Below are 22161 nucleotides of genomic sequence, written 5' to 3'. Positions count from 1 at the left end.
GGATCAAGGGGTCCGCGAATATGGCCTTTTCGGTTCGGTCAAGTGCGACATTGGATGCACTTGCATCCAATTTTGACCAGACCGATAACCGTACCTATATCTGAGTTGCGAGGACGACCTCGCACTTCCCCACATGCGGCAGGGACGGCTCTGCCATCACACGATCCGGGAACACCGCCCCGGGTTCCGGAGACGTGTGTCCACGGAAGGAAGAGGTCTGTCATGGCCTGGATTATTCTGTTTGTCGCCGGATTGATGGAAATCGGCTGGGCGGTCGGCCTGAAATATACCGACGGCTTTACCCGGCTGGTGCCCTCGGTGCTGACGCTGGGCTGCATGCTGGCCAGCATTCTGCTGCTCGGACTGGCCCTGAAGACGCTTCCGGTCGGCACTGGTTATGCGGTGTGGACCGGCATCGGCACCGTGGGTACCGCCCTGCTCGGCATCGCCTTGTTCGGTGAGCCTGCGACCGCGGTCCGTCTCGCCTGCATCGGCCTGATCGTCGCCGGTATTTTCGGCCTCAAACTGGCGACGTAGCCTGGGTCAGCGCAGCACCGAGACGATCCAGTAGCTCAACCCGGCAACGAGAGCCGACGCCGGGATCGTAATGACCCAGGCAATCACGATCGAACTCGCCACGTTCCAGCGCACCGCCGAGGTCCGCCGGGCCGCGCCGACGCCGACAATGGCGCCGGTGATGGTGTGGGTGGTCGACACCGGCACACCGAACCAGGTGGCAAGGAACAGCGTTATCGCTCCGCCGGTCTCGGCACAGAAGCCCTGCACCGGCGTCAGCTTGGTAATGCGATTGCCCATGGTGCGCACGATCCGCCAGCCGCCCATCAGCGTTCCCAGCGCCATGGCGGTTTGACACGCCAGCACCACCCAAAGCGGCACGCTGAACGTCGTACCGAGATAGCCCTGTGAGTAGAGCAGCACGGCGATGATGCCCATGGTCTTCTGGGCGTCGTTGCCGCCGTGGCCCAGCGAATAAAGCGACGCGGAGACGAACTGCAGGGTGCGGAAGGCCCGATCGACCGCAAACGGCGTCGAGCGGACCGACAGCCAGGACACCACGGCCACCAGCACCAGCGCCAGCAGGAAACCGAGCACCGGCGACGCCACGATCGCGAGCACCGTCTTGGTCAGGCCGCTCCATTCCATGGCCGCGAAGCCCGCTTTGGCAAAGCCGGCCCCAACCAGGCCGCCGATCAGCGCATGCGAACTCGACGACGGAATGCCCAGGCCCCAAGTGATCAGGTTCCAGACAATCGCCCCGATCAGCGCGGCGAAGATCACCCGCGGATCGACCACACCGGGATCGATGATCCCGGTGCCGAGCGTTTGCGCGACATGCAGCCCGAAAAACAGAAACGCGATAAAATTGAAGAACGCAGCCCAAAACACCGCGTATTGCGGCCGCAGCACCCGTGTCGAGACAATGGTGGCAATCGAATTCGCGGCGTCGTGCAAGCCATTGAGGAAGTCGAACAGCAGCGCGACTCCGATCAAGCCGATAAGGAGCGGAAGACCTAAAGTGGCGTCCACGGGGTGGCCCTGCCCTAAACCTGTTCGATCACGATGCTGTTGATCTCGTTGGCGACGTCATCGAAGCGGTCGGCAACCTTTTCAAGGTGGTCATAGATTTCCGCGCCAACGATAAAATCCATGGTGTTGGCGTTGCGGTGTTTGAGAAACAGCTCCTTGAGCCCGATGTCGTGGAGGTCGTCGACCCGGCCTTCGAGCTTGGTCACCTCCTCGGTGATCGCGGTCAAGGTCGTGACATTGCCGCCGATCGCCTGCAGCAGCGGCAGCGCCCGCCCGATCAGTTTGGAGCAATCGACCAGAATGGAACCGATCTCGCGCATCGGCTGCTCGAACTCGCGCACCTCGAACAATGTCACGGCTTTGGCGGTCTGATGCATCTGGTCGATCGCATCGTCCATCGACGTGATCAGGTCCTTGATATCCACGCGGTCGAACGGCGTGATGAAGGTGCGGCGGACCGCTGTCAGCACACTGCGGGTGATCTCGTCGGCCTGCTGCTCGAACTGGCTAACCTTCTGGCAATAGGCCGGCACCTCATCGCCGCCGCGCAGAACCCCCTGCAGGGCCTCGGCGCCATTGACGATGGTCTGGGAATGTTGCGCGAACAGCTCGAAGAAGCCCTCTTCATGCGGCAGCAAAGCCTTGAACCAACGCAGCATCGTCTTCCCCTGCCTTGCGCATTTTCCGCTCCCGCAAGACCCCGCTTGCGTCGAAAAATGCTGTTCCATCAATCCGTTGCGTGCGCGCCGACGCCCGGCAGGCCGCCAATATCAGGCAACCGCCGCACTGTCACGTGACTGTCATAAATCATTCAGCGCGAAACGGGGACGTCCGCGACGCCGTTTCCGCCCTCATCCACCGGTTTGTGGGCGGCTCTGTTCTACGTATTGATTGCGACCCTAGCGGTTTCGGCGAAACCGCGTGTCTTGCAGACTACAGCGAACGCTTGAAGTAATGCGCGATCTCACCGATCACGCCGCGGCGGAAGGTCAGCACGCAGACCACAAAGATGACGCCCTGGATCACCGTCACCCACTGACCGAACTGGGCCAGGTACTGCTGCATGGCAATGATGACGAAGGCTCCCACGACCGGCCCAAAGATCGTGCCGAGGCCACCGACCAGCGTCATCAGCACCACTTCGCCGGACATCGACCAGTGCACGTCGGTCAGCGAGGCGTTCTGCGCGACAAAGATCTTCATCGAACCGGCAAGCCCGGCCAAGCCACCGGACAGGACATAGGCCATCAGCTTATACTGATCGGTCTTGTAGCCCAGCGACACCGCGCGCGGCTCGTTCTCCCGGATCGACTTCAGCACCTCGCCGAACGGCGAATTGATGATCCGGAAAATCAGCAGGAATGCGAGCAGGAAGACAATCAGCACCGTGTAGTAGAGCGTTATCGGTTGGGCGAGATTGAAAATGCCGAACAGTTTGCCCTGCGGCACGCCCTGGATGCCATCTTCACCGTGGGTGAACGGCGTCTGCAGATAGATGAAGTACAGAAGCTGCGACAGCGCCAGCGTAATCATCGAGAAATAGATGCCCTGCCGGCGGATGCCGATCAGGCCGGTGATCACGGCAAGCACGACGGAGGCCGCGACCCCAAGCAGAATGCCGAATTCGGGCTCGACGCCCCACACCTTCAGCGCATGCGCCGTGACATAACCGGCGGTGCCCAGGAACATCGCGTGCCCGAACGACAGCAGGCCGCCATAGCCGATAAGCAGGTTGAAAGCGCACGCAAACAGCGCAAAGCACAGCGCCTGCATGACGAAATAAGGATAGATGCCTGTGAACGGCACCACCGCCAGCGCCAGCGCCATGATAACGAACGCGACGACTTCGTCGCGGCTCGAGCGGTGAACGGGGGCTGCATTTTCAGTGATCGAGGTCATGTCAGTGCGCCCGTCCCGTCAGTCCCGTCGGTTTCACCAGCAGCACCAGCACCATCAGAACGAACACGACGGTGTTGGAGGCTTCGGGATAAAAATACTTGGTCATGCCCTCGACCACGCCGAGCGCAAAACCGGTGATGATCGACCCCATGATCGATCCCATTCCACCGATCACCACCACCGCGAACACCACGATGATCAGATCGGCGCCCATCAGCGGACGCACCTGGTTAATCGGCGCCGACAGCACGCCGGCGAGCGCGGCAAGGCCGACGCCGAGCCCGTAGGTCAGAGTGATCATCCGCGGCACGTTGATGCCGAAGGCCCGCACCAAGGTGGGATTCTCGGTGGCCGCGCGCAGGTTTGCGCCGAGCCGCGTCCGCTCGATCAGGTACCACGTTGCGATGCAGACGATCAGCGAGAAGATCACCACCCAGCCACGATAGATCGGCAGGTACATGAAGCCGAGATTGACGCCGCCCTTCAGCAGGTCCGGGATCGCATAGGGCAAGCCCGACGAGCCGAAATAGTTCTGGAACAAGCCCTGGATGATCAGCGCCATGCCGAACGTCAGCAGCAAGCCATAGAGGTGATCCAGGCCTGACAGCCATTGCAGCATGGTCCGTTCGAGAATGACGCCGAACAGGCCGACCACGATCGGTGCCAGCAAGAGCGACCACCAGTAGCCGATGCCGGCATATTCCAGGAAGAAGTAGGCCACAAATGCGCCCATCATGTAGAGCGCGCCGTGGGCGAAGTTGATGATGTTGAGCATGCCGAAAATCACGGCCAGGCCGAGACTCAGCAGCGCATAGAACGAGCCGTTGATCAGACCAACCAGGAGCTGGGCGTAAAGGGCTTGCATGTCGATCGGTCTTTCGTCTCAGGCTCGCGTGTCAGGCTTTCTTGGGCGGGAAGATTGAGATCCCGGCGACAAACAACGCCGCCGGGATCGAAGGCTTATTTCTTCAACAGCGCGCACTTGCTTTCGGACAGTGGCGTGAAAGCTTGGTCGGCCGGAACGGTTGCAACCAGTTTGTAATAATCCCACGGCCCCTTCGATTCCGACGGCTTCTTCACTTCGAAGAGATACGCCGGATGAATCTTGCGGCCGTTTTCCTGGATCGTACCCTTGCCGAACAGCGGATCGTCGGTCGGCGTCGCCTTCATCTGGGCGACGATCTTGGCTCCGTCGTGGGAGTTGCCGCCGGCAGCCTCCAGCACCTTCAGATAATGCAGCACGCCCGCATAGACGCCGGCCTGCACCATCGACGGCGCCGCCTTGGTCTTCATGCGGTCCTGGAACCGTTTGCTGAACGCCCGGGTCTGGTCGTTCAGGTCCCAGTAGAACGTCTCGGTGAAGTTCAGGCCTTGCGCCACGTTGAGGCCGAGCGAATGCACGTCGGTGAGGAACAGCAGCAGCGCGGCGAGCTTCTGTCCGCCGCTGACGATGCCGAACTCAGCCGCCTGCTTGATTGCATTGGTGGTGTCGCCGCCGGCGTTCGCAAGCCCGATGATCTTGGCTTTCGAAGCCTGCGCCTGCAGCAGGAAGGACGAGAAGTCCGAGCTGTTCAGCGGATGCTTGACGCCGCCGACAACCTTGCCGCCGGCAGAGTTGATCACAGCCGTGGTATCGCGCTCGAGCGCGGCACCGAAGGCGTAGTCCGCCGTCAGGAAGAACCAGCTGTCGCCGCCGGCCTTCACCAGCGCGCCGCCGGTGCTGTGCGCCAGCAGGTAGGTGTCGTAAGTCCAGTGCACGGTGTTCGGCGAGCACTGCGCATTGGTCAGATCGGATGTCGCTGCGCCCGAATTGATGTAGACGCCGTTCTTCTCCTTGACGATGTTGTTGACCGCGAGCGCGACACCGGAATTCGGCACGTCGACGATGACGTCGACCTTGTCGACGTCGAACCACTGCCGTGCGATGTTGCTGCCGATATCGGGTTTGTTCTGGTGATCGCCCGAAATCAAGTCGATCTTCCAGCCCTTCTTCAGCAGGCCGGAATCTTCGAGCGCCATCTGTGCGGCGAGCGTCGACCCCGCTCCGCCGAGATCAGCATAAAGTCCGGACTGATCGTTGAGCACACCGATCTTGACGGTTTTATCCTGAGCGAATGCCGAACTACCGGCAAAGACAATCGCCGTACTGAGCAGCAGAGCCGAGAGTATCCTGTTCATGTTTCCTCCTTGAACCCCAGTTTTGAGCGCTATTGTTAGACGCCGAGATAGGTGTGCAGCTTGTCCATGTTCGCTTCCAGTTCGGAGTTGGCGAACCCGTCGATCACCTTGCCATGCTCGACGATGTAGAAGCGGTCCGCCACCGTCGATGCGAAACGGAAATTCTGTTCCACCAGCAGGATTGTGAAACCTTCCGACTTCAGGCGCGCAATCGTATGACCGATTTGCTGGATAATGACGGGCGCAAGCCCCTCGGTCGGCTCATCCAGCATCAGAAACCGCGCTCCGGTGCGCAGGATGCGCGCGATCGCGAGCATCTGCTGCTCGCCGCCGGAGAGCTTGGTGCCCTGGCTGTTGAGACGTTCCTTCAGATTGGGAAACAGCGTGAAGATCTGGTCCAGCGTGAGTCCGCCCGGACGCACCGTCGGCGGGAGCAGCAGGTTCTCGCGGACGTCGAGGCTTGCGAAGATGCCGCGCTCTTCGGGACAAATGGCGATACCCTGGCGCGCGATCTTGTCGGAGGATGTGCGCACGATCTCCTGACCGTTGAAGCGAATCGACCCCGAACGCTTGCCGATGATGCCCATCACCGATTTCAGCGTGGTGGTCTTGCCGGCGCCGTTGCGGCCAAGCAGCGTCACCACCTCGCCTTCACGGACGTTGAAATTAATGCCGTGCAGAACGTGGGATTCGCCGTACCAGGCTTCCAGATTTTCGACCGAAAGCACGGTGTCGGCGGTATTCGCCGCCTGTTTGGGCGCAGGCGATTTATCAAGCATGACCCGCTCCCAGATACGCTTCCTTGACGCGCTCGTCCTTGGTCAGGTCGGCATAGTTGCCTTCCGCGAGCACCCGGCCGCGCGTCAGCACGGTGATGATGTCGGAAAGGTTCGCGACCACGCTCAGATTATGTTCGACCATGACGATGGTGTACTTCGCCGAGATACGCTTGATCAGCGCGGCGATCTTGTCGATGTCCTCATGGCCCATGCCGGCCATCGGTTCGTCCAGCAGCATCATCTCGGGATCAAGCGCCAGCGTGGTGGCGATCTCGAGTGCGCGTTTGCGGCCGTACGGCATCTCGACAGCCTGGGTGTCGGAAAATGCACTGAGGCCGACATCATCCAGAAGCTCGCGCGCCCGGTCGTTGAACCGATCGAGCACGCTCTTGGAGCGCCAGAAATCGAATGAATGACCGTGCTGCCGCTGCAGCGCGACCCGGACATTTTCAAGCGCCGTCAGATGCGGGAACACCGCCGAGATCTGGAACGAGCGCACAAGACCAAGCCGGGCGACGTCGGCCGGCTTCAGCGCCGTGATGTCCTGCCCCTTGTACAGAATCTGACCGCGCGACGGCGTCAGAAACTTGGTCAGAAGATTGAAGCAAGTCGTCTTGCCGGCCCCGTTGGGCCCGATCAAAGCATGGATGCTTCCGCGCTTGATCCGCAGGTTGACGTCGTTGACGGCGACAAACCCGGCGAACTCCTTGGTCAAGCCCTTGGTTTCGAGAATGAACTCATCCGACAATCAGATTTCCCCCACAGCCTTCATGCGGTGTGTCGCCGCCGTGGCCGATTAGTGACATGCCGTCGCCCTCGGAGACGGCATACGCCATCGTCCGGAGCCAGCTTGGCCGGGACTATGCCGCCAAGACCGCGCTTTCTGCAAGCCGGAAAGCGAGGCACCTTCCGGGCCTATCCCCAAGGGGATATTCGGCTAATTACCAGGGGTCTGCAGGACGTTTCGCCTCTGCCCCCGGTGTTCGCCTTATCCATCACTCCCTCCGGCAGGCTGTCATTAAGGCTGATTGCAGCAATTCCTGCCGTTTCATGAAGTGTTTCCTGCACCATGCAACCCTGAGGCGCCATCGCTCTGAAAGATCCGCGCCGGGCAAGGACAATGGACCCCGAGAACCGCTTCACGACTGATTTCGAGGCAGCGTCTCCATCGATCGTGAAATCGATCCGACAGCGCGATCTGCTGAATGCCTGGCTGCGGCTTTTTGCCAGAGGTGGACGGGTTCCGTGCCGAGACGATTTTCGGCCCGAACGCATGGACGAGGAATTGCCCGATCTGGTGTTTTTGCGGGTCGAACGCGGGCCAGGATCGCCGCGGTTTATCATCGAAAGCGACGGCATACGGCCCGCCGATGCCCATGGCAGCGCCGGCAAGGGCCGCTATCTCGACGAATATCTCGGCCCCAAACTGGGACCCAGCGCGGTGGCGGTCTACGAGGAATGTTATCGCCGAGCCCGTCCCGCTTACACCATTTCAATGGTTGATGACATTTACGGCCGCTCCGTCGACTACGAACGCCTACTGCTGCCGTTTTCCGAGGGCGACGGCGTCAACACCATCATCGCCTCGCTCAAGACGATCAGCGAGAGTGGTGGCTTCGAGATCCGAAATCTGATGCGGGCCCACCTCACGGCGCCGGTCTTCAAGCTGCGCACCATCATCGATCGTGACCTGGCTCATCGCAGGCCCGGGCTCATTCCACCCGGCGACATCATCGAACTGATCTGACGGACAAAGTTGCGATCCGAGCGGAATTATTGCACGGTCATTGTTCGCAGCCACGCCGTGGGCCACCCCACCCAAACAGATTTTTCAAGATGCAATCACAAGATGCTCAACCGCTCCGGATCTGGGGGCGCGCCAACTCCGTCAACGTTCAAAAAGTCCTGTGGTGCTGTCACGAACTCGGCATCGATTACGAGCGCCTCGACGCCGGCATGCAATTCGGCCGCACCCAGGACGCCGATTATCTGGCCATGAATCCCAATGCACGCGTGCCGACCCTGGTGCACGGCGACTTCGTGTTATGGGAATCCAATTCGATCATGCGCTATCTCGTGCTGCAGTTCGATCCGAACTCCACGCTTTATCCGGGCAAGCCGCAAGTCCGCGGCAGCCTCGAGCGCTGGCTCGACTGGTCGCTCTCGACGCTGCAGCCGGCCGAGCGCCCGGTGTTCTGGGGGCTGGTCCGAACACCGCCGGATCAGCGCGACATGGCGGCGCTGCAGCAGGCCACCGACGCCGTCGCAGCGTTGTGGCAGATCCTCGATGCCCACCTCACAGGCCGCACTTTCGCTGAGGGCGATCAGTTCACCCTCGCCGACATTACGCTCGGCACCTATGCGCGCCGCTGGTTTGGTGTCGAAGGCGTTCGCAAACCGACCCTGCCCCATCTGGAGCGCTGGTACGCGGGACTAGTGGGCCGCGCGGGCTTCCAGCGCTTCGTCGCCCCGCCACTGTCCTGATCGACGCCAACGCAGAGACCAATGGTCAGCGCTTGCCGACATCAGCCGCATAGATCTCCGGCTTGAAGCCGACAAGGACCCGTCCGCCGAGATCCAGCACCGGCCGCTTGATCATGGAGGGCTGCGCCAGCATCAGCGCGATGGCCTTCTTCTCGGTGAGTCCGGCCTTGTCGGCATCCGGCAAGGCGCGAAAGGTGGTGCCTGCGCGGTTGAGCAGCGTCTCCCAGCCGACCTCCTTGCTCCAGCTCTCGAGCCGCTTCCGGTCGATGCCGGCGGCCTTGTAGTCATGGAAGTCGTACGCGATCTTGTGGCCGTCCAGCCACGCCCGCGCCTTCTTCATGGTGTCGCAATTCTTGATGCCATAGATGGTAGTGGTCACGCCGAACGCCCCGTCCAAATCGCTGTGCGAGCCCGCGGCGCCTCATCGTCCGCATTATCCCAAGAAGCTCGCATTCTTGAGTTTGTCCAGAAAACCGCCGCGCGCGATCATATAATGAATGTCACCGGGAAAGTTAACCGCCTTGGTGAGGTTTTCGATCGCGCTCCGAAGAAAGGCTCCGGGCGCCGGTACCTTGTGTCGACCTTTCGCCGGCACAGACGCCGACGTGAAATTATCCAGGAAGGCAGGATCAGTGTCGTCAACTTTGATCTTCTGATGCGGCGCCGATGTCGCGTCATGGCCGATCCTGACGCTTAGTCCATTGATCGTGGTCCGGGCCGGAACGGCCTTGTCGCCGTCGCCGGTGATGATCCCTCGTCCCATCAGATCCAGTTTGACCGATTGCGGCAATGTGGTGGGACCGAAGACGATATCGACCGGACAGGCATTCTTTGCCGATGCAAATTTATACCAGAAACTGGCATCATCATTGTCCGCGGGCTTGGTGGTGTAGAGGCAGTCAAAGCCCCAGCACCCCTTCAGCTGGGCACGATAGCTGCCGAGCGTGACGGCGAGATTGCGCATCGAGACCCCGCCGCCGGAATGGCAGGCGATGACGAGGTTCCTGATACCGAACTTCGGCGGAGAATCCGGGTTCTGCAGCCGCGCCAGGGCACCAAGCACCTCGTCGAGATATTGCTCGCCCCACTTGTCCCCCACCAGGATCTCCGAGTGATACTTTCCTTCCCAATGGGATGACTTCGGCCCGTCCTTGACGGAATGCCTGAAGCCGAGCCAGGGCGCGATCAAGATCACATCCTTGTTGGAATCACGAACCTGCTCCCGCACCTTGGAGGCATTGTCGTAGAAAAAAGCCGTGTGGCTTTGGACTTCGTATCCGTGCAGCCAGAGGACCACGTCCAGAGTGGCATTCAAGGACGCGTTGCCCGAAGCGGATTTGTCGGCAGTCAGGTGTTTCGGCGAAAGATAGACGGCAGTCGGCCGCATACACGTACTGCCGGACGTCGTAAATAAAGTCCGGCCGGGAAAGGTTTTGCCGTCGTCTTTCAGCTCACAGGCCATGGAGCGCCTTCCGGTTCGTCACGTCAATTGCTTCAGCAAAACCATTGCGAATATGACGTTGGTCGGGTTCGCCCGCGACGAGGTTCACGGCAAATCGGCCGAGCGCCCGGTCATTTCTTTGACTATCCGAGAACGCCGCGGTCCGGATCACTAGTCCGAACGGGTGATGTCGTCGGCTGCGCAGCCTCAAGGTCTTTTCTCGGTCAGTCCGGCCCGGTCGCGATCTTGTGACTGTCGAGCCAAACCTGCATCGTCTTGCAAGTGTCGTCTTCCGGATGGCCTCGCAGTTCTTGATGCCGTAAAAGGCAATCGTCACGTCGATCGTCATTCTCCCGCGGCATGACGCTCATGCGGCTCGCCCTCAGAACTCATCCGTCACGGATCCAAGATTTATGCGGCTCGAAACACCAAGGCTGATCCTGCGACCCTGGCAAGACGGCGACCGCGCCTCTTTCGCTGCCATCAATGCCGATGCCGAGGTGCGGCGCTATTATTATCCCAGCACCTTGAGTACTGCCGAGACCAATGACCTGATCGATGCCGAGATCGACCAGTTGCGGCAGAACGGCTTCGGCTTTCTCGCGGTCCAGCGCGAGTTGGACGGGGCTCTGATCGGAGGGGCCGGCCTATCGCGCCCCGGGCCGGAAGTGCCGGGATCTCACGAGGCGGAGATCGGCTGGATTCTGGGCCGCGCGTACTGGCGGCAAGGCTATGCGACCGAACTGGCTGCCTCCCTGTTCGATGTCGCCTGGACCAGGCTGCACCTCGCGGAGGTCATCGGCTACACCTCGAATATCAATCTGCCGTCGCAACGCGCCATGGAGAAGGTCGGCATGAGTTATGTTCCAGGTGCCGACTTCAATGATACCACCGTGCCCGTAGGCCATATTCTGCGACCCCACCTGCTGTATCGGATCGTCAACCCGCTCAAACGTTAGCGCGCAGCGGCCAACGTCCCAGTTCCTTGTACAAGCTCTGGCCGTGGAGACTGTGCACCAGTGTGAAGTCGCGCACCCGCACCATGACCGGTTCGTCCAAAGCCGTCGCGGGAACGAGCTTGCTGCCGTACAGCAGGGTGACGTGGGGCGTGAACGATAACGGAGCACGCACGCGCAATTCGCTGCCTGCCATCGCCTCGCCGATCGCACGATACAACGCTATGACCGATGCCGAACCGGAACCGCAGCGCAAGACCAGTGGATACGGCTGCCGGGTCTTAAAACTCATGACGCGGTCGAACACGAGATCGAAGCATGACATCTCGACAGTGGACGCAGCCTGTCTTGCAATATCGATCAAGCGGTCATCAAGCATCCAACGGTGCCCGATCGGGTTGAGCGACAGGTGCAGGTTTCGCGTCGGCCGCAACGCTCCCTGCAATTCGAACTGATCGTTCTGTGCCTGCGCAACACGTCCGAGAGCGGCGGCATTGGTGGGGTCGATCAGGTTCGCGAAGAACACAGGATCGCGGTTCGGCTCGGCCGGGCCGCCCCCAAAGTCGAATTGCAACTGGTTGGGATGACTTCTTCGACGCCACGCCATACGCAATCTCCAAGACAAGAACAAATCACGAACAATTGCGTATGTAAAGTTCGCTCTGACCTCAGCTCAAAACTTAGGTGTTGACCTAAGTATTGCTCTGATCTAGAGGTCCACGCGTAGCCCGGACAGGGCCACCTCACCAGCCACGCCAGAGCCGCCTGGAATCGTGAAATGACAGCCACCGCTATCAGCCAGGGTTCGCCGGCACCGCCTATCGATCATGTGTTTCGCGCACTGTCCGATCCGACGCGCCGCCACGTGCTGGAGCGGCTGAGCCAAAGCCCCGCCTCGGTCAGCGAACTCGCTGGCGCTTTCAAGATGGCGCTGCCCTCCTTCGTCCAGCATCTGAAGATTCTGGAAGGATGCGGACTGGTGCATTCAGCGAAGTCCGGCCGTGTCCGCACTTACCGCCTCGCCCCGCAACAGCTCCGCCTCGCGGAAGACTGGCTAAGCCAGCAGCGCGCGCTGTGGGAACGCCGCTTCGATCAGTTCGACGCCTATGTGATGAGCCTCAAGGAGACAGATACGTGACACAATCATCGATCCCGACCATCGACCCGAATCTCGATCTCGTTCTGGAACGCACAATCGACGCTCCGCTCGCTCTGGTGTGGTCCGCCCTCACCAAGCCCGAACATGTCGTCAAATGGTTTGTGCCGGCACCCTGGACCATCACGGCCTGCGAGATCGACCTGCGGCCCGGCGGCATCTTCCGCACCGTGATGCGATCCCCCGAGGGCCAGGAATTCCCGAATGACGGCTGCTTTCTCGACATCGTGCCACAGGAACGGCTGGTGTGGACGGATGCGCTGAAGCGGGGCTGGCGCCCGTCCGAGAACCCGTTCTTTACGGCGATCGTCACCCTGGATACGCAAGGCGACGTCACCCGCTACATCGCCCGCGCCATCCATCGGGACCCAGCCGGCAAAAGCAAGCACGAGGAAATGGGCTTCCATCAGGGCTGGGGCACGTGCATCGACCAGCTCAACAAGCTGGTGAAGACGCTTTAGGAGCGCCTCTAAGCATCCCTCAAAAGAAAATCGCCGCACGCACCATGTCCGGTGCGTGCGGCGATGTCGTTTAAACCGTCGCGCTTATTCGGCCGGCGCCAGAACCACGTCGACATCCGCCTCCACCGTGGAGCCGCTCAGCGCGGCCGACAACTTCGCGGTGTCGAGCTCACCTTCCCACCGCGCCACCACGATGGTTGCGACCGCATTGCCGATGAAGTTGGTGATGGCGCGGCACTCCGACATGAAGCGGTCGATGCCCAGGATCAGCGCCATGCCGGCGACGGGAATCGACGGCACAACCGACAGGGTCGCGGCGAGCGTGATGAAGCCCGCTCCGGTGATGCCGGCGGCCCCCTTCGAGCTCAGCATGGCGACCAGCAGCAGCAACACCTGATCGCTGAGGCTGAGATGGATGCCGCAGGCCTGCGCGATGAACAGCGACGCCAGCGTCATGTAGATGTTGGTGCCATCAAGATTGAACGAGTACCCGGTCGGGATCACCAGGCCGACCACCGAGCGCTTGCACCCCGCCCGCTCCATCTTTTCCATCAGGCTCGGCAGAGCCGCTTCGGAACTGCTGGTACCGAGCACTAGCAACAGCTCTTCCTTGATGTAACGCAGCAGCGCGACGATCGAAAAGCCATTGTAGCGCGCGACCAGCGCCAGCACCACGAACACGAACAGTGCTGAGGTGATGTAGAAAGTCGCGACCAGGAACGCGAGGCTGGCGATCGAGCCGATGCCGTATTTGCCGATGGTGAAGGCCATGGCGCCGAATGCACCGATAGGCGCGGCTTTCATCAGGATCGCGACCAGGCGGAACATCGCCTGTGTCAGCGACGTCATCACCGTCATCGCCGGATCAGCCTTCTCACCGATCAGCGCCAGCGCGATGCCGAACAGCACTGCAAAGAACAGGACCTGCAGGATATCGCCGGAGGCCAGCGCGGCGATCGGCGTGGCCGGAATAACGTTCATGAGGAAGCCAACGATGGTCGCGTCATGTGCCTTGGCCGCATAGGAGGCCGTCGCCTTCGGATCGAGGCTCGCAGGATCGATGTTCAGTCCAGCGCCCGGCTGGATCACGTTGCCGACGATGAGGCCGATGATCAGCGCCAACGTCGAGAAGGTGAGGAAATAGAGCATCGCCTTGCCGGCCACACGACCGACCTTCTTGAGATCGCCCATGCCGGCAATGCCGGTGGTGACGGTCAGGAAGATCACCGGCGCGATGATCATCTTGACCAGCTTGATGAAGGCGTCGCCGAGCGGCTGCAGGCTGGTGCCGAGCTGGGGATAAAAATGTCCGAGCAGGATGCCGGCAAAAATCGCCGCCAGCACCTGGACATAGAGATGGCGATAGAACGGTTGGGACGCACGCACGGCCGCATGGGCGTCGGCCATCGGAATGGGCTGCATGATCGTATCCTCCTTGCGATCCTGCGGCGGCTTCTTGTGCGGAGCCTGGGATCGCGGCTTGTTTGCGAAATGGCGGCGCCAGACGCGCCGCAAGTGGCGTGCCTTAAGCAGGCGGCGTGCCAAGCGACATCGCAGCATTCAAGCCATTGATTTACATCACAAAAATATAGCATCGCGCACAACACGCTGGACATTTTGTGCGATTTTCCGCACAATTTTACCAAGCATGTGCGTTTTCCCGCACGGGCACCTTAGGTGGATAGCAGATGGTTTTGAGACTGGTTTCGGACAGCAGCTTGCTGCACAGCCGATCCTGGCGATGGTGGCTCCTGCCAGTTGCCGCGGCCGTCGTCGTGCTGCTGGCGCTCGATCAGAGCGCCCACATCTGGGCGGAGCAGCGGGCGCTCGCTGGGCTGCGCAGTGAAGCGGAGGCCACCGCCTCGCAACGTGTGGCCGTGCTCCAGAGCGAAATCGAGAAGCAGCGCGCCCTGCCCTTCGTGCTGGCGCAGGATCCGGACGTCCGCCAGGCCCTGTCCCGCCCCAACGCCGCCACCATCGATCCGCTGAATCGCAAACTGGCGACACTTGCCGCTGGAACGCGAGCGGGCGTGATCTACCTGCTCGACATCACCGGCCTGACCATCGCGGCCAGCAACTACGAGACGCCGATCAGTTTCGTCGGCAACAATTATGCGTTCCGGCCTTACTACCAGCTCGCCATGGCGAACGGCGGCGCGGAGGCCTTTGCGTTCGGCACGGTCAGCCAGCAGCCCGGCCTCTACCTCTCCCGCCGCATCGACGCCACGTCCGGCCCCCTTGGCGTGATCGTGGTCAAGGTGGAGTTCCAGGAGATCGAAGCCGAGTGGCATCGTTTTGCAGAACGCGTGTTCGTGCTCGACGATCGCGGCATCGTGCTGGTGACCAGCGAGGCGACCTGGCGCTTCATGTCGACCGTGCCGCTGTCCTCCGAGCAGCAGGACAGCATTCGCGCTTCGCTCCAGTTCGGCAACGCCCCACTCAATCTCCTGCCGGTGCATCCCAAAGGTGGCCGGCCCGGCATGGTGTCGGTGCAACCGCCACGCGCCAAGGCCCCCATCGATTTCATCGAGGTCGCAGCCGCGGTTCCGACCACCACCTGGACGCTGCACCTGCTCACGCCCACCCACGCCGCCATCACCATCGCAACGACCGCCGCGCGCGCGCTGGCCCTGCTCGGTGGCGTCTTCAGCCTCGGCGTTATCGCCCTTTGGTGGATTCGGCGCCGCAGCCAGCAGCAGCAACGCATCCAGGCGGAGAATACGCGCCGCGAACTGGAAGACCGCGTGCGCGACCGCACGGCCGAACTCGAAGATGCCAACACCCGACTGCGTTCGGAGATGACGGAGCGGCAACGCGCCCAGACAGTACTGAACCAGTTGCAGGACGAACTGGTTCAGGCCAATAAACTGACCGTGCTCGGCCAGATCGCGGCGAGCGTGGCTCACGAAATCAATCAGCCGGTGGCCGCGATCCGCACGTTCGCCGACAATGGAGCCACCCTGCTCGCCCGCAATGATCTGCAGCAGACGCGCGATAATCTGGCCAGGATCGCCAGCCTGACCGATCGGATCGGTTCCATTACCGGCGAACTACGCGCCTTTGCGCGCAAGTCGCCGAGCAAGGTCGAAGCCGTCTCGCTGCAATCGACCATCGACGGTGCATTGCTGCTGGTTGGACATCGCCTGCGGCAGCAGGCGATCGGCTTCGAACTTACCATTGCCGGCGGCGACATCATTATTGCAGCCGATCGCATTCGTCTGGAACAGGTCTTCGTCAACTTGCTGCAGAACGCCATCGAGGCCCTGACGGGACACCTTGAGCCGAGAATCCGGATCGATGCCGTCAGCACCGACGATCGCGTCTCCATCACCGTGTCCGATAACGGACCTGGCCTGCCGGACACCGTGATGCAATCGCTGTTCGTTCCCTTCACCACCACCAAGGCGACGGGCCTTGGCCTCGGCCTGGTGATCTCCAAGGATATCGTGAGCGAGCTTGGCGGCAGCTTCTCGGGCAGCAATGCCGCCATCGGCGGCGCTATTTTCACCGTCACACTTCCGAGGTTCGCATGACAGATGTCGCCTTCATCGATGATGACGAAAATCTGCGCGCGGCAAATGTGCAGGCGCTGCTGCTCGCCGGCCTGACGGTTTCTCCCTATGCCTCGGCCGTCGCCGCACTGGACGAGATCGATGCGGAGTTCACCGGCGTTGTCGTGACCGACGTGCGGATGCCGCGCGTCGACGGGCTGGAGCTGTTCCGGCGGCTGCGCCGCATCGATCCGGAAATTCCCGTTATCCTCATCACCGGTCATGGCGACATTGCCATGGCCGTCGACGCGATGCGTGAAGGCGCCTACGACTTCCTCGCCAAACCCTATGCTTCCGACCGTCTGCTCGGCAGCATTCGCCACGCCCTCGATCAGCGACGGCTGGTGCTGGAAAATCGCGCCCTGCGCCGTGCTATGACGGCCGCCGCCGACGATAACCCGCTGATTGGAACGGACCCCCGCATCGAACAGTTGCGCCAGACCTTGCGCCAGATCGCCAATGCCGACGTCGACGCCCTGATCGAAGGGGAAACCGGCAGCGGCAAGGACGTCGCGGCCAACGCCCTGCATCGCTGGAGCCGGCGCGCGGCGCGGCCGTTCGTCGCCGTAAACTGCGGCGCATTGCCCGAAACCATGATCGAAAGCGAATTGTTCGGCCACGAGGCCGGCGCCTTCACGGGAGCACTGAAGAAGCGCATCGGCCGGATCGAATATGCCCAGGGAGGCACGCTGTTCCTGGACGAGATCGAGGCCATGTCGCCGGCGCTACAAGTCAAATTGCTGCGAGTGCTGGAAACGCGGCAGATTACGCCACTCGGCACCAACGATATCCGCAATGTCGATATTCGCATTGTCGCGGCCACGAAGACTGATCTGCCGACACTGGTCAAACAGGGCAGCTTTCGCGAAGACCTCTACTATCGGCTTCACGTCGTCGCGATCAAGATTCCCCCCTTGCGGGAGCGCAGAAGCGACATTCCGCTGCTGTTCGGACATTTTCTGTCCCACGCCGCCAAGCGCTTCAACCGCGAACCGCCATCGATCGGGCATACCGAGCGGCGCTACCTGCAGAACCATCTCTGGCCCGGCAACGTGCGCGAGCTCGCCCACTACGCCGAACGGGTCGCACTCGGCTTTGCGAACGATTCAACGCCATCCCCACACACGAGCGATGGCATGACATTGCCGAAGCGAATCGAGGCCTTTGAAGCGGAACTCATTCGCGAAGCTCTCGCCACGCATCGCGGCGACGTGCAGAAAACCATCGAAATGCTCGGCATTCCCCGCAAGACGTTTTACGACAAGCTGCATCGCCACAGCATCGACCAGACCAAATACCGCAGCCAGGACTGACGCAATCATACCGGTTGAGCCAACGCGTTGGGCTTGACTAATACTTCTCTCTATCGTTAAATATTGTCGATCTCGAGAAGGAATTGACCATGACCGATCCGTTCCGCCGTCCCACCCTCTCCTCGGGCGTATTCTACAAAGATCCCTGGAAGGCGCTCGACTGGCTGGAGCAGGCCTTTGGCTTTGAACGCAGCATGGTCATCACCGACAATGATGGAAACCTCGCGCATTCGGAAATGCGCTTTGGCACCGGCCTGATTTATGTGGGCTCCGAGTGGAGCGACTTTGTCGCGAGCCCAATTGCGGTCGGCGGCAAGAACACGCAGACGATCCACGTGCAGCTCGAAAGCGGACTCGATGAGCACTGCGCCAGGGCCCGCGCCGCAGGTGCTGCAATCGTCCAGGAGCCCGCTGATCAGTTTTATGGCGACCGAACCTATCGCGCCCGCGATCCGGAAGGACATCACTGGATTTTCGGTCAGGCCGTCAGGTTCGTCTCGCGTGAAGACGCAGAGAAGGCCAGCGGGCTCAAGATCGAAGGCTGGGTTTGAGCACAGCGCGCCATCTCGACCGCACACTCGCAGCGCTCGCCGATCCATCGCGACGACGCGTGATCGAACTGCTGCGCGAACGGCCGCGCCGCGCCGGCGAATTGGCGGAGGCCGTCGGACTAAACCCGCCTGCCCTCAGCCGTCATCTGCGGACTCTGAAGGCCAGCGGCCTGATCGAGGAAACCCACCCGCAGTTCGATGCGCGCGTTCGCGTCTACAGCCTGCGGCCACAGCCGATGGCCGACCTGAAGCGCTGGGTTGACGAGACGGAACAGCTTTGGAGCGCACAGCTCGCTGCGTTCAAAGCGCACATCGAGCGAACGTCATGACCTCTCGCGTGCTGGTGTCGTTGCGGGTGGCGGCGTCTCCGGAGCGCGCCTTCGATGTGTTTACCCGCGAGATCAGCCAGTGGTGGCGCCCCAACGAACTATTCCGTTTCACCCCGCGCTCGCCCGGCGTGATTGCGTTCGAATTGGGCCTCGGCGGCCGCTTCACCGAGACACTGCCGAACGGCAAGATATTCGAGATCGGTCGCATCACGGCGTGGGAACCGGCGCATCGCCTCGCCTTCACCTGGCGCCAGGCGACGTTCGCGCCGGGACAGATCACGGACGTCGAGGTGCGGTTCGAACCGGTCGGGAATGAAACACGGGTCACCGTCGAGCATCGCGGCTGGGGCAGCGTGCCACCGGACCATGTGGCGCGCCACACCATGCCGGACAACGTCTTTCTGCGGCGGCACGGCGAATGGTGGCAGGAGTTGTTGGCGGTTTATCGAACCTTGAGCACACAACTTTAACCATGAAGCGCAGCTTCCACACTGGTCCAGCTGGACTTGCCGAAGTCGATTGCATCAGCAAAATCTGATTCCTGAAAAAGGAACGAGGCGAATTGTCACGCGACGAAGCTTCCTGTTGCCTCTAGAGCACGGTGTTTTTTGACGGAATCGGGATTCCCAAGGGAGGGAGTTTCTGATTCAAAGTACATGCTGGGAAGCGGAGCCCGCGTGTATGACGCAACCCTACTCGGAAGACCTTCGGGAACGAGCTCTGGCGCGAGCGGATGCCGGCGAGACGGTGCGATCAATTGCTGCGGCTCTGCAGATCAGCCCATCCTGCGTGACCAAATGGAAGAATCTGAGGCGTGAGACCGGGAGCCTCGCGCCAGGCAAGATGAATGGTCACAAGAAGCGCGTTCTGTCGGGCGCGACCGCTGATTGGCTGCGGCAGCGGCTTCGCTCCGGACCATTCTCCTTACGCAAACTGACGGCGGAACTGGCCGAGCGCGGGATCAAGACAGACTCGCGCGCCGTATGGGTTTTTGTTCACGCGGAAGGTCTGAGCTTCAAAAAAAACGATCCTGCCGGCTGAGCAGGATCGTCCTGATATCGCCCGCCGACGCAAACGCTGGAAGGCCTACCAGGGCAGAATCGATGCGTCGCGCCTGCTCTTTATCGATGAGACTTGGGTCAAAACCAACATGGCGCCGCTGCGTGGCTGGGGACCCAGAGGGCAACGTCTTGAAGCAACGGCACCTTATGGCCATTGGAAGACCCTGACCTTCATCGCGGCTCTGCGCCATGATCGGATCACTGCGCCTTGGGTCATCGATGGACCTATCAATGGTGAACTCTTCACGCTCTATGTCGAGAACGTGCTGGCTCCAACCTTGGCGGCAGGCGAGGTTGTTATCCTCGACAATCTCGGCAGCCACAAGGGTAAGGCGGCGCGCGAGGCAATCCGGGCCAAAGGCGCGCATCTCATCTTCCTGCCGCCCTACAGCCCGGACCTCAATCCGATCGAACAAGTCTTTGCCAAGCTCAAACATCTGATGCGCCAGGCGCAGCCGCGCACCGTCGAAGCGACATGGCGTAAGGTCGGAGAGCTCCTTGAGCTCTTCTCACCCGCGGAGTGCAAAAACTATCTTACAAACTCTGGATATGTTTCTGTCTAAAAACAGCATGCTCTAGTTTGCCGCCAACGCCCCTCGCCTTTTTTCCTTGCTCTCACACCAGGTTGGCATGATGACTTCGAGACGACTGACGATTGCACTTGCCGTAACGCTATGCGCCACTCCTGGTATCGCCCAGGCGACCTGCCAATTCACCGCGATCGGCAATCCCCTGACCGGCACGCGCTACACCGCAGCGACGTCTATCCCCAATCTGACGCCGGCAGGTGCGGTTAATCAGATGCGGATCATTGCACCTCAGGAAAAGCTTGATGTGGTCAGCGCGAATCCCGCCGCGGGCCAGATGGAGCTGGAGCTCCCCGAGAGCTTTACGCACAAGGCCATTCTGTTCGATTTCACTGCTGTCGCCGAGCCCAACGGCACCAGGGCCTTGCTGCTGGTCAAACTCAGGGTCGGCGCCTTGTCAGGCGAAGAAAGCTTCAAAAAAGACATGTGTGCCATGCTGGCGAAGCTACAGGGCGCCAAAGCCGGCGCAGGCGCCAAGAAAAAGCAGCCCTGAAAAAACAGCCCTGATGGTTGAGCAGCGCTGGCGAGTGACCGCTGTCACTGATTGCGAAATTCGATCTGCCTGTTGATGCTGAGCGCCACCAGCGTGCAGACCGCACCCGACAGCAGGTAAGCGCCGGCCGAGATCAGCCCGAAATGGCTCGACAGCAACAGAGCCACCAGGGGCGCGAAGCCAGCGCCTAACAGCCAGGCAAGATCCGACGTCAGTGCGGAGCCAGTATAGCGGTAGGCAATCGAGAAATTCGAGGCCACCGCCCCCGACGACTGCCCGAAAGAAAGCCCGAGCAGCACGAAACCGAGCACCATGAACACCATCTCGCCGACGTCGCCACCGTCCAGCAGTTGCGGCGCAAATCCGCTGTAAGCGGCAATCGCCGCCGCCGACACCGCCAGCAGCGTACGGCGGCCAACCCGATCCGCAATCATCCCCGATGCCACGATCGCCGCGACACCGGCTACCGCACTGATCGCCTCGATCACCAGGAAGCGTGCTGGACCCTGCCGGGTGAATAGAAACACCCAGGATAGCGGGAACACGGTCACCATATGAAACAGCGCAAAGCTCGCCAGCGGCGCGAAAGCGCCGATCACGACATTGCGCCCCTCCATGCGTAGCGTCTGGCGCACCCGCGCCGGCTGCAATTCCTGACTCTCGAACAGGGTCTTGTAGTCCGGCGTCACAACGATGCGCAGTCGTGCGAACAGCGCCACGACATTGATCGCGAAAGCGACAAAGAACGGATAGCGCCAGCCCCAGTCGAAAAAATCCTCCGCCGACAGGTTGGCGACGAAAAATGCGAACAATGCGCTCGCGACCATCAGGCCGAGCGGCGCGCCAAGCTGGGGAACCATCGCGTACCAGCCGCGATGGCGTTCCGGCGCATTGAGCGCGAGCAGTGATGCAAGGCCGTCCCATGCGCCGCCCAGTGCCAGCCCCTGGCCAATGCGGAACAGCGCCAGCAACACCGCCGAGCCGGACCCGATCTGGTCGTATCCCGGCAGAAACGCGATTGCGACGGTCGAGGTGCCGAGCAAGAACAAGGCGATCGTCAGCTTCACGCCACGACCATACGCGCGATCGACCGCCATGAAGATGATCGAACCAACCGGCCGCGCCACGAAAGCCAGCGCAAAGATGGCGAACGAATAGAGCGTCCCCGTCAGCGGATCCACATAAGGGAAGACAAGCTTGGGAAACACCAGCACCGAGGCGATGGCGTAGACGAAGAAATCAAAAAACTCCGACGTCCGGCCGATGATGACGCCAGTCGCGATCTCGCCGGGATTCGCACCGCCATGGTGTGCCCGTTCCATCGATGATGAGTCCGCTGTCTCGGTCGTCATGAATTCATCCAGCTCCCTGAAC

General features: G+C 61.3%; 26 protein-coding genes. 13 read left to right on the top strand and 13 right to left on the bottom strand.

The window, feature by feature from the left end; translation table 11 throughout:
* Positions 1-222 precede the first annotated feature (222 nt).
* Positions 223-537: a quaternary ammonium compound efflux SMR transporter SugE gene (gene sugE, locus RS897_RS29905; protein ID WP_315832300.1), complete on the top strand. Its 315-nt coding sequence runs from the start codon at positions 223-225 to the stop codon at positions 535-537.
* A 6-nt stretch (positions 538-543) separates the two neighbouring features.
* Here sugE and RS897_RS29900 read toward each other — a convergent pair whose 3' ends face one another.
* The 7 genes from RS897_RS29900 to RS897_RS29870 all read right to left on the bottom strand — a co-directional run bounded on the left by RS897_RS29900 (position 544) and on the right by RS897_RS29870 (position 7152).
* The gene (locus RS897_RS29900) at positions 544-1548 is read right to left on the bottom strand and encodes an inorganic phosphate transporter (protein WP_315832299.1); all 1005 of its coding nucleotides are present in this window, start codon (positions 1546-1548) and stop codon (positions 544-546) included.
* Positions 1549-1562: 14 nt separating this feature from the next.
* Positions 1563-2207, bottom strand: coding sequence for a DUF47 domain-containing protein (locus tag RS897_RS29895; protein WP_315832298.1), 645 nt, complete (start codon positions 2205-2207; stop codon positions 1563-1565).
* A 274-nt stretch (positions 2208-2481) separates the two neighbouring features.
* Positions 2482-3447 carry a branched-chain amino acid ABC transporter permease gene (locus RS897_RS29890; RefSeq protein ID WP_315832297.1) on the bottom strand — a complete coding sequence of 322 codons (966 nt, stop codon included), beginning with the start codon at positions 3445-3447 and terminating at the stop codon, positions 2482-2484.
* 1 nt (position 3448) lies between these two features.
* Positions 3449-4312, bottom strand: coding sequence for a branched-chain amino acid ABC transporter permease (locus RS897_RS29885; RefSeq protein WP_315832296.1), 864 nt, complete (start codon positions 4310-4312; stop codon positions 3449-3451).
* 95 nt (positions 4313-4407) lie between these two features.
* Entirely contained in the window at positions 4408-5625 is a 1218-nt protein-coding gene (locus tag RS897_RS29880; protein ID WP_315832295.1) for an ABC transporter substrate-binding protein, read from the bottom strand.
* A 35-nt stretch (positions 5626-5660) separates the two neighbouring features.
* On the bottom strand, positions 5661-6404 hold the full coding sequence (locus tag RS897_RS29875) for an ABC transporter ATP-binding protein (protein ID WP_315832294.1): 744 nt from the start codon (positions 6402-6404) through the stop codon (positions 5661-5663).
* Positions 6397-7152, bottom strand: coding sequence for an ABC transporter ATP-binding protein (locus RS897_RS29870; RefSeq protein WP_315832293.1), 756 nt, complete (start codon positions 7150-7152; stop codon positions 6397-6399). The genes RS897_RS29875 and RS897_RS29870 overlap by 8 nt, the downstream gene beginning before the upstream one ends.
* Positions 7153-7524: 372 nt before the next feature.
* Between RS897_RS29870 and RS897_RS29865 the strand changes: the two genes are divergently transcribed.
* Both RS897_RS29865 and RS897_RS29860 read left to right on the top strand, forming a co-directional pair.
* Positions 7525-8151, top strand: coding sequence for a PAS domain-containing protein (locus RS897_RS29865; protein WP_315832292.1), 627 nt, complete (start codon positions 7525-7527; stop codon positions 8149-8151).
* Positions 8152-8240: 89 nt separating this feature from the next.
* A complete protein-coding gene (locus tag RS897_RS29860; protein WP_315832291.1) occupies positions 8241-8888 on the top strand; it encodes a glutathione S-transferase family protein in 648 nt (215 codons plus the stop codon).
* A 25-nt stretch (positions 8889-8913) separates the two neighbouring features.
* On the opposite strand, the gene RS897_RS29855 is transcribed toward RS897_RS29860, so the two are convergent.
* Genes RS897_RS29855 through RS897_RS29845 form a run of 3 tightly spaced genes read right to left on the bottom strand, consistent with a single transcriptional unit; the run spans position 8914 to position 10678 of the window.
* Entirely contained in the window at positions 8914-9267 is a 354-nt protein-coding gene (locus tag RS897_RS29855; protein ID WP_315832290.1) for an ArsC family reductase, read from the bottom strand.
* A gap of 54 nt (positions 9268-9321) precedes the next feature.
* Complete coding sequence (locus RS897_RS29850) at positions 9322-10350, bottom strand: hypothetical protein (protein ID WP_315832289.1); 1029 nt, start codon at positions 10348-10350, stop codon at positions 9322-9324.
* Positions 10340-10678, bottom strand: a complete 339-nt coding sequence (locus RS897_RS29845; RefSeq protein ID WP_315832288.1) for a hypothetical protein — start codon at positions 10676-10678, stop codon at positions 10340-10342. The genes RS897_RS29850 and RS897_RS29845 overlap by 11 nt, the downstream gene beginning before the upstream one ends.
* Positions 10679-10742: 64 nt before the next feature.
* On the opposite strand from RS897_RS29845, the gene RS897_RS29840 reads away from it, so the two are divergent.
* Positions 10743-11288 (top strand): GNAT family N-acetyltransferase, encoded by a 546-nt coding sequence (locus RS897_RS29840; protein ID WP_315832287.1) that lies wholly within the window; start codon positions 10743-10745, stop codon positions 11286-11288.
* Here the strand turns inward: RS897_RS29840 and RS897_RS29835 are convergent.
* Positions 11278-11892: a 2'-5' RNA ligase family protein gene (locus RS897_RS29835; RefSeq protein WP_315832286.1), complete on the bottom strand. Its 615-nt coding sequence runs from the start codon at positions 11890-11892 to the stop codon at positions 11278-11280. The genes RS897_RS29840 and RS897_RS29835 overlap by 11 nt on opposite strands.
* A 171-nt stretch (positions 11893-12063) precedes the next feature.
* On the opposite strand from RS897_RS29835, the gene RS897_RS29830 reads away from it, so the two are divergent.
* Both RS897_RS29830 and RS897_RS29825 read left to right on the top strand, forming a co-directional pair.
* Positions 12064-12423 (top strand): ArsR/SmtB family transcription factor, encoded by a 360-nt coding sequence (locus RS897_RS29830; RefSeq protein ID WP_315832285.1) that lies wholly within the window; start codon positions 12064-12066, stop codon positions 12421-12423.
* Positions 12420-12902 carry an SRPBCC family protein gene (locus RS897_RS29825; protein WP_315832284.1) on the top strand — a complete coding sequence of 161 codons (483 nt, stop codon included), beginning with the start codon at positions 12420-12422 and terminating at the stop codon, positions 12900-12902. The genes RS897_RS29830 and RS897_RS29825 overlap by 4 nt, the downstream gene beginning before the upstream one ends.
* 84 nt (positions 12903-12986) lie before the next feature.
* Here RS897_RS29825 and RS897_RS29820 read toward each other — a convergent pair whose 3' ends face one another.
* A complete protein-coding gene (locus RS897_RS29820; RefSeq protein WP_315838786.1) occupies positions 12987-14309 on the bottom strand; it encodes a dicarboxylate/amino acid:cation symporter in 1323 nt (440 codons plus the stop codon).
* A 281-nt stretch (positions 14310-14590) separates the two neighbouring features.
* On the opposite strand from RS897_RS29820, the gene RS897_RS29815 reads away from it, so the two are divergent.
* The 7 genes from RS897_RS29815 (at position 14591) to RS897_RS29785 (ending at position 20787) form a co-directional block, all read left to right on the top strand.
* The gene (locus RS897_RS29815; protein ID WP_315832283.1) at positions 14591-16435 is read left to right on the top strand and encodes a sensor histidine kinase; all 1845 of its coding nucleotides are present in this window, start codon (positions 14591-14593) and stop codon (positions 16433-16435) included.
* Positions 16432-17766, top strand: a complete 1335-nt coding sequence (locus RS897_RS29810; protein ID WP_315832282.1) for a sigma-54-dependent transcriptional regulator — start codon at positions 16432-16434, stop codon at positions 17764-17766. Before RS897_RS29815 ends, RS897_RS29810 begins: the two co-directional genes overlap by 4 nt.
* Positions 17767-17849: 83 nt before the next feature.
* On the top strand, positions 17850-18317 hold the full coding sequence (locus RS897_RS29805) for a VOC family protein (protein WP_315832281.1): 468 nt from the start codon (positions 17850-17852) through the stop codon (positions 18315-18317).
* Entirely contained in the window at positions 18314-18646 is a 333-nt protein-coding gene (locus RS897_RS29800; RefSeq protein ID WP_315832280.1) for an ArsR/SmtB family transcription factor, read from the top strand. The genes RS897_RS29805 and RS897_RS29800 overlap by 4 nt, the downstream gene beginning before the upstream one ends.
* A complete protein-coding gene (locus RS897_RS29795) occupies positions 18643-19116 on the top strand; it encodes an SRPBCC domain-containing protein (RefSeq protein WP_315832279.1) in 474 nt (157 codons plus the stop codon). The genes RS897_RS29800 and RS897_RS29795 overlap by 4 nt, the downstream gene beginning before the upstream one ends.
* A gap of 211 nt (positions 19117-19327) precedes the next feature.
* Positions 19328-20270, top strand: a protein-coding gene (locus tag RS897_RS29790) for an IS630 family transposase (RefSeq protein ID WP_315832278.1) whose coding sequence is annotated in 2 segments (ribosomal slippage) — positions 19328-19663 and positions 19665-20270 — 942 coding nt in all. Because the reading frame shifts where the segments join, the coding sequence is not laid out codon by codon here.
* A 67-nt stretch (positions 20271-20337) separates the two neighbouring features.
* Complete coding sequence (locus RS897_RS29785; protein WP_315832277.1) at positions 20338-20787, top strand: hypothetical protein; 450 nt, start codon at positions 20338-20340, stop codon at positions 20785-20787.
* Positions 20788-20831: 44 nt separating this feature from the next.
* Here RS897_RS29785 and RS897_RS29780 read toward each other — a convergent pair whose 3' ends face one another.
* A complete protein-coding gene (locus RS897_RS29780; protein WP_315832276.1) occupies positions 20832-22139 on the bottom strand; it encodes an MFS transporter in 1308 nt (435 codons plus the stop codon).
* Positions 22140-22161: the final 22 nt, after the last annotated feature.

The organism is Bradyrhizobium prioriisuperbiae, from assembly GCF_032397745.1.
GTDB lineage: Bacteria > Pseudomonadota > Alphaproteobacteria > Rhizobiales > Xanthobacteraceae > Bradyrhizobium_A > Bradyrhizobium_A prioriisuperbiae.
The sequence above is the reverse complement of the archived record's forward strand: the minus strand, read 5'-3'. Positions and strand labels throughout refer to the sequence as shown.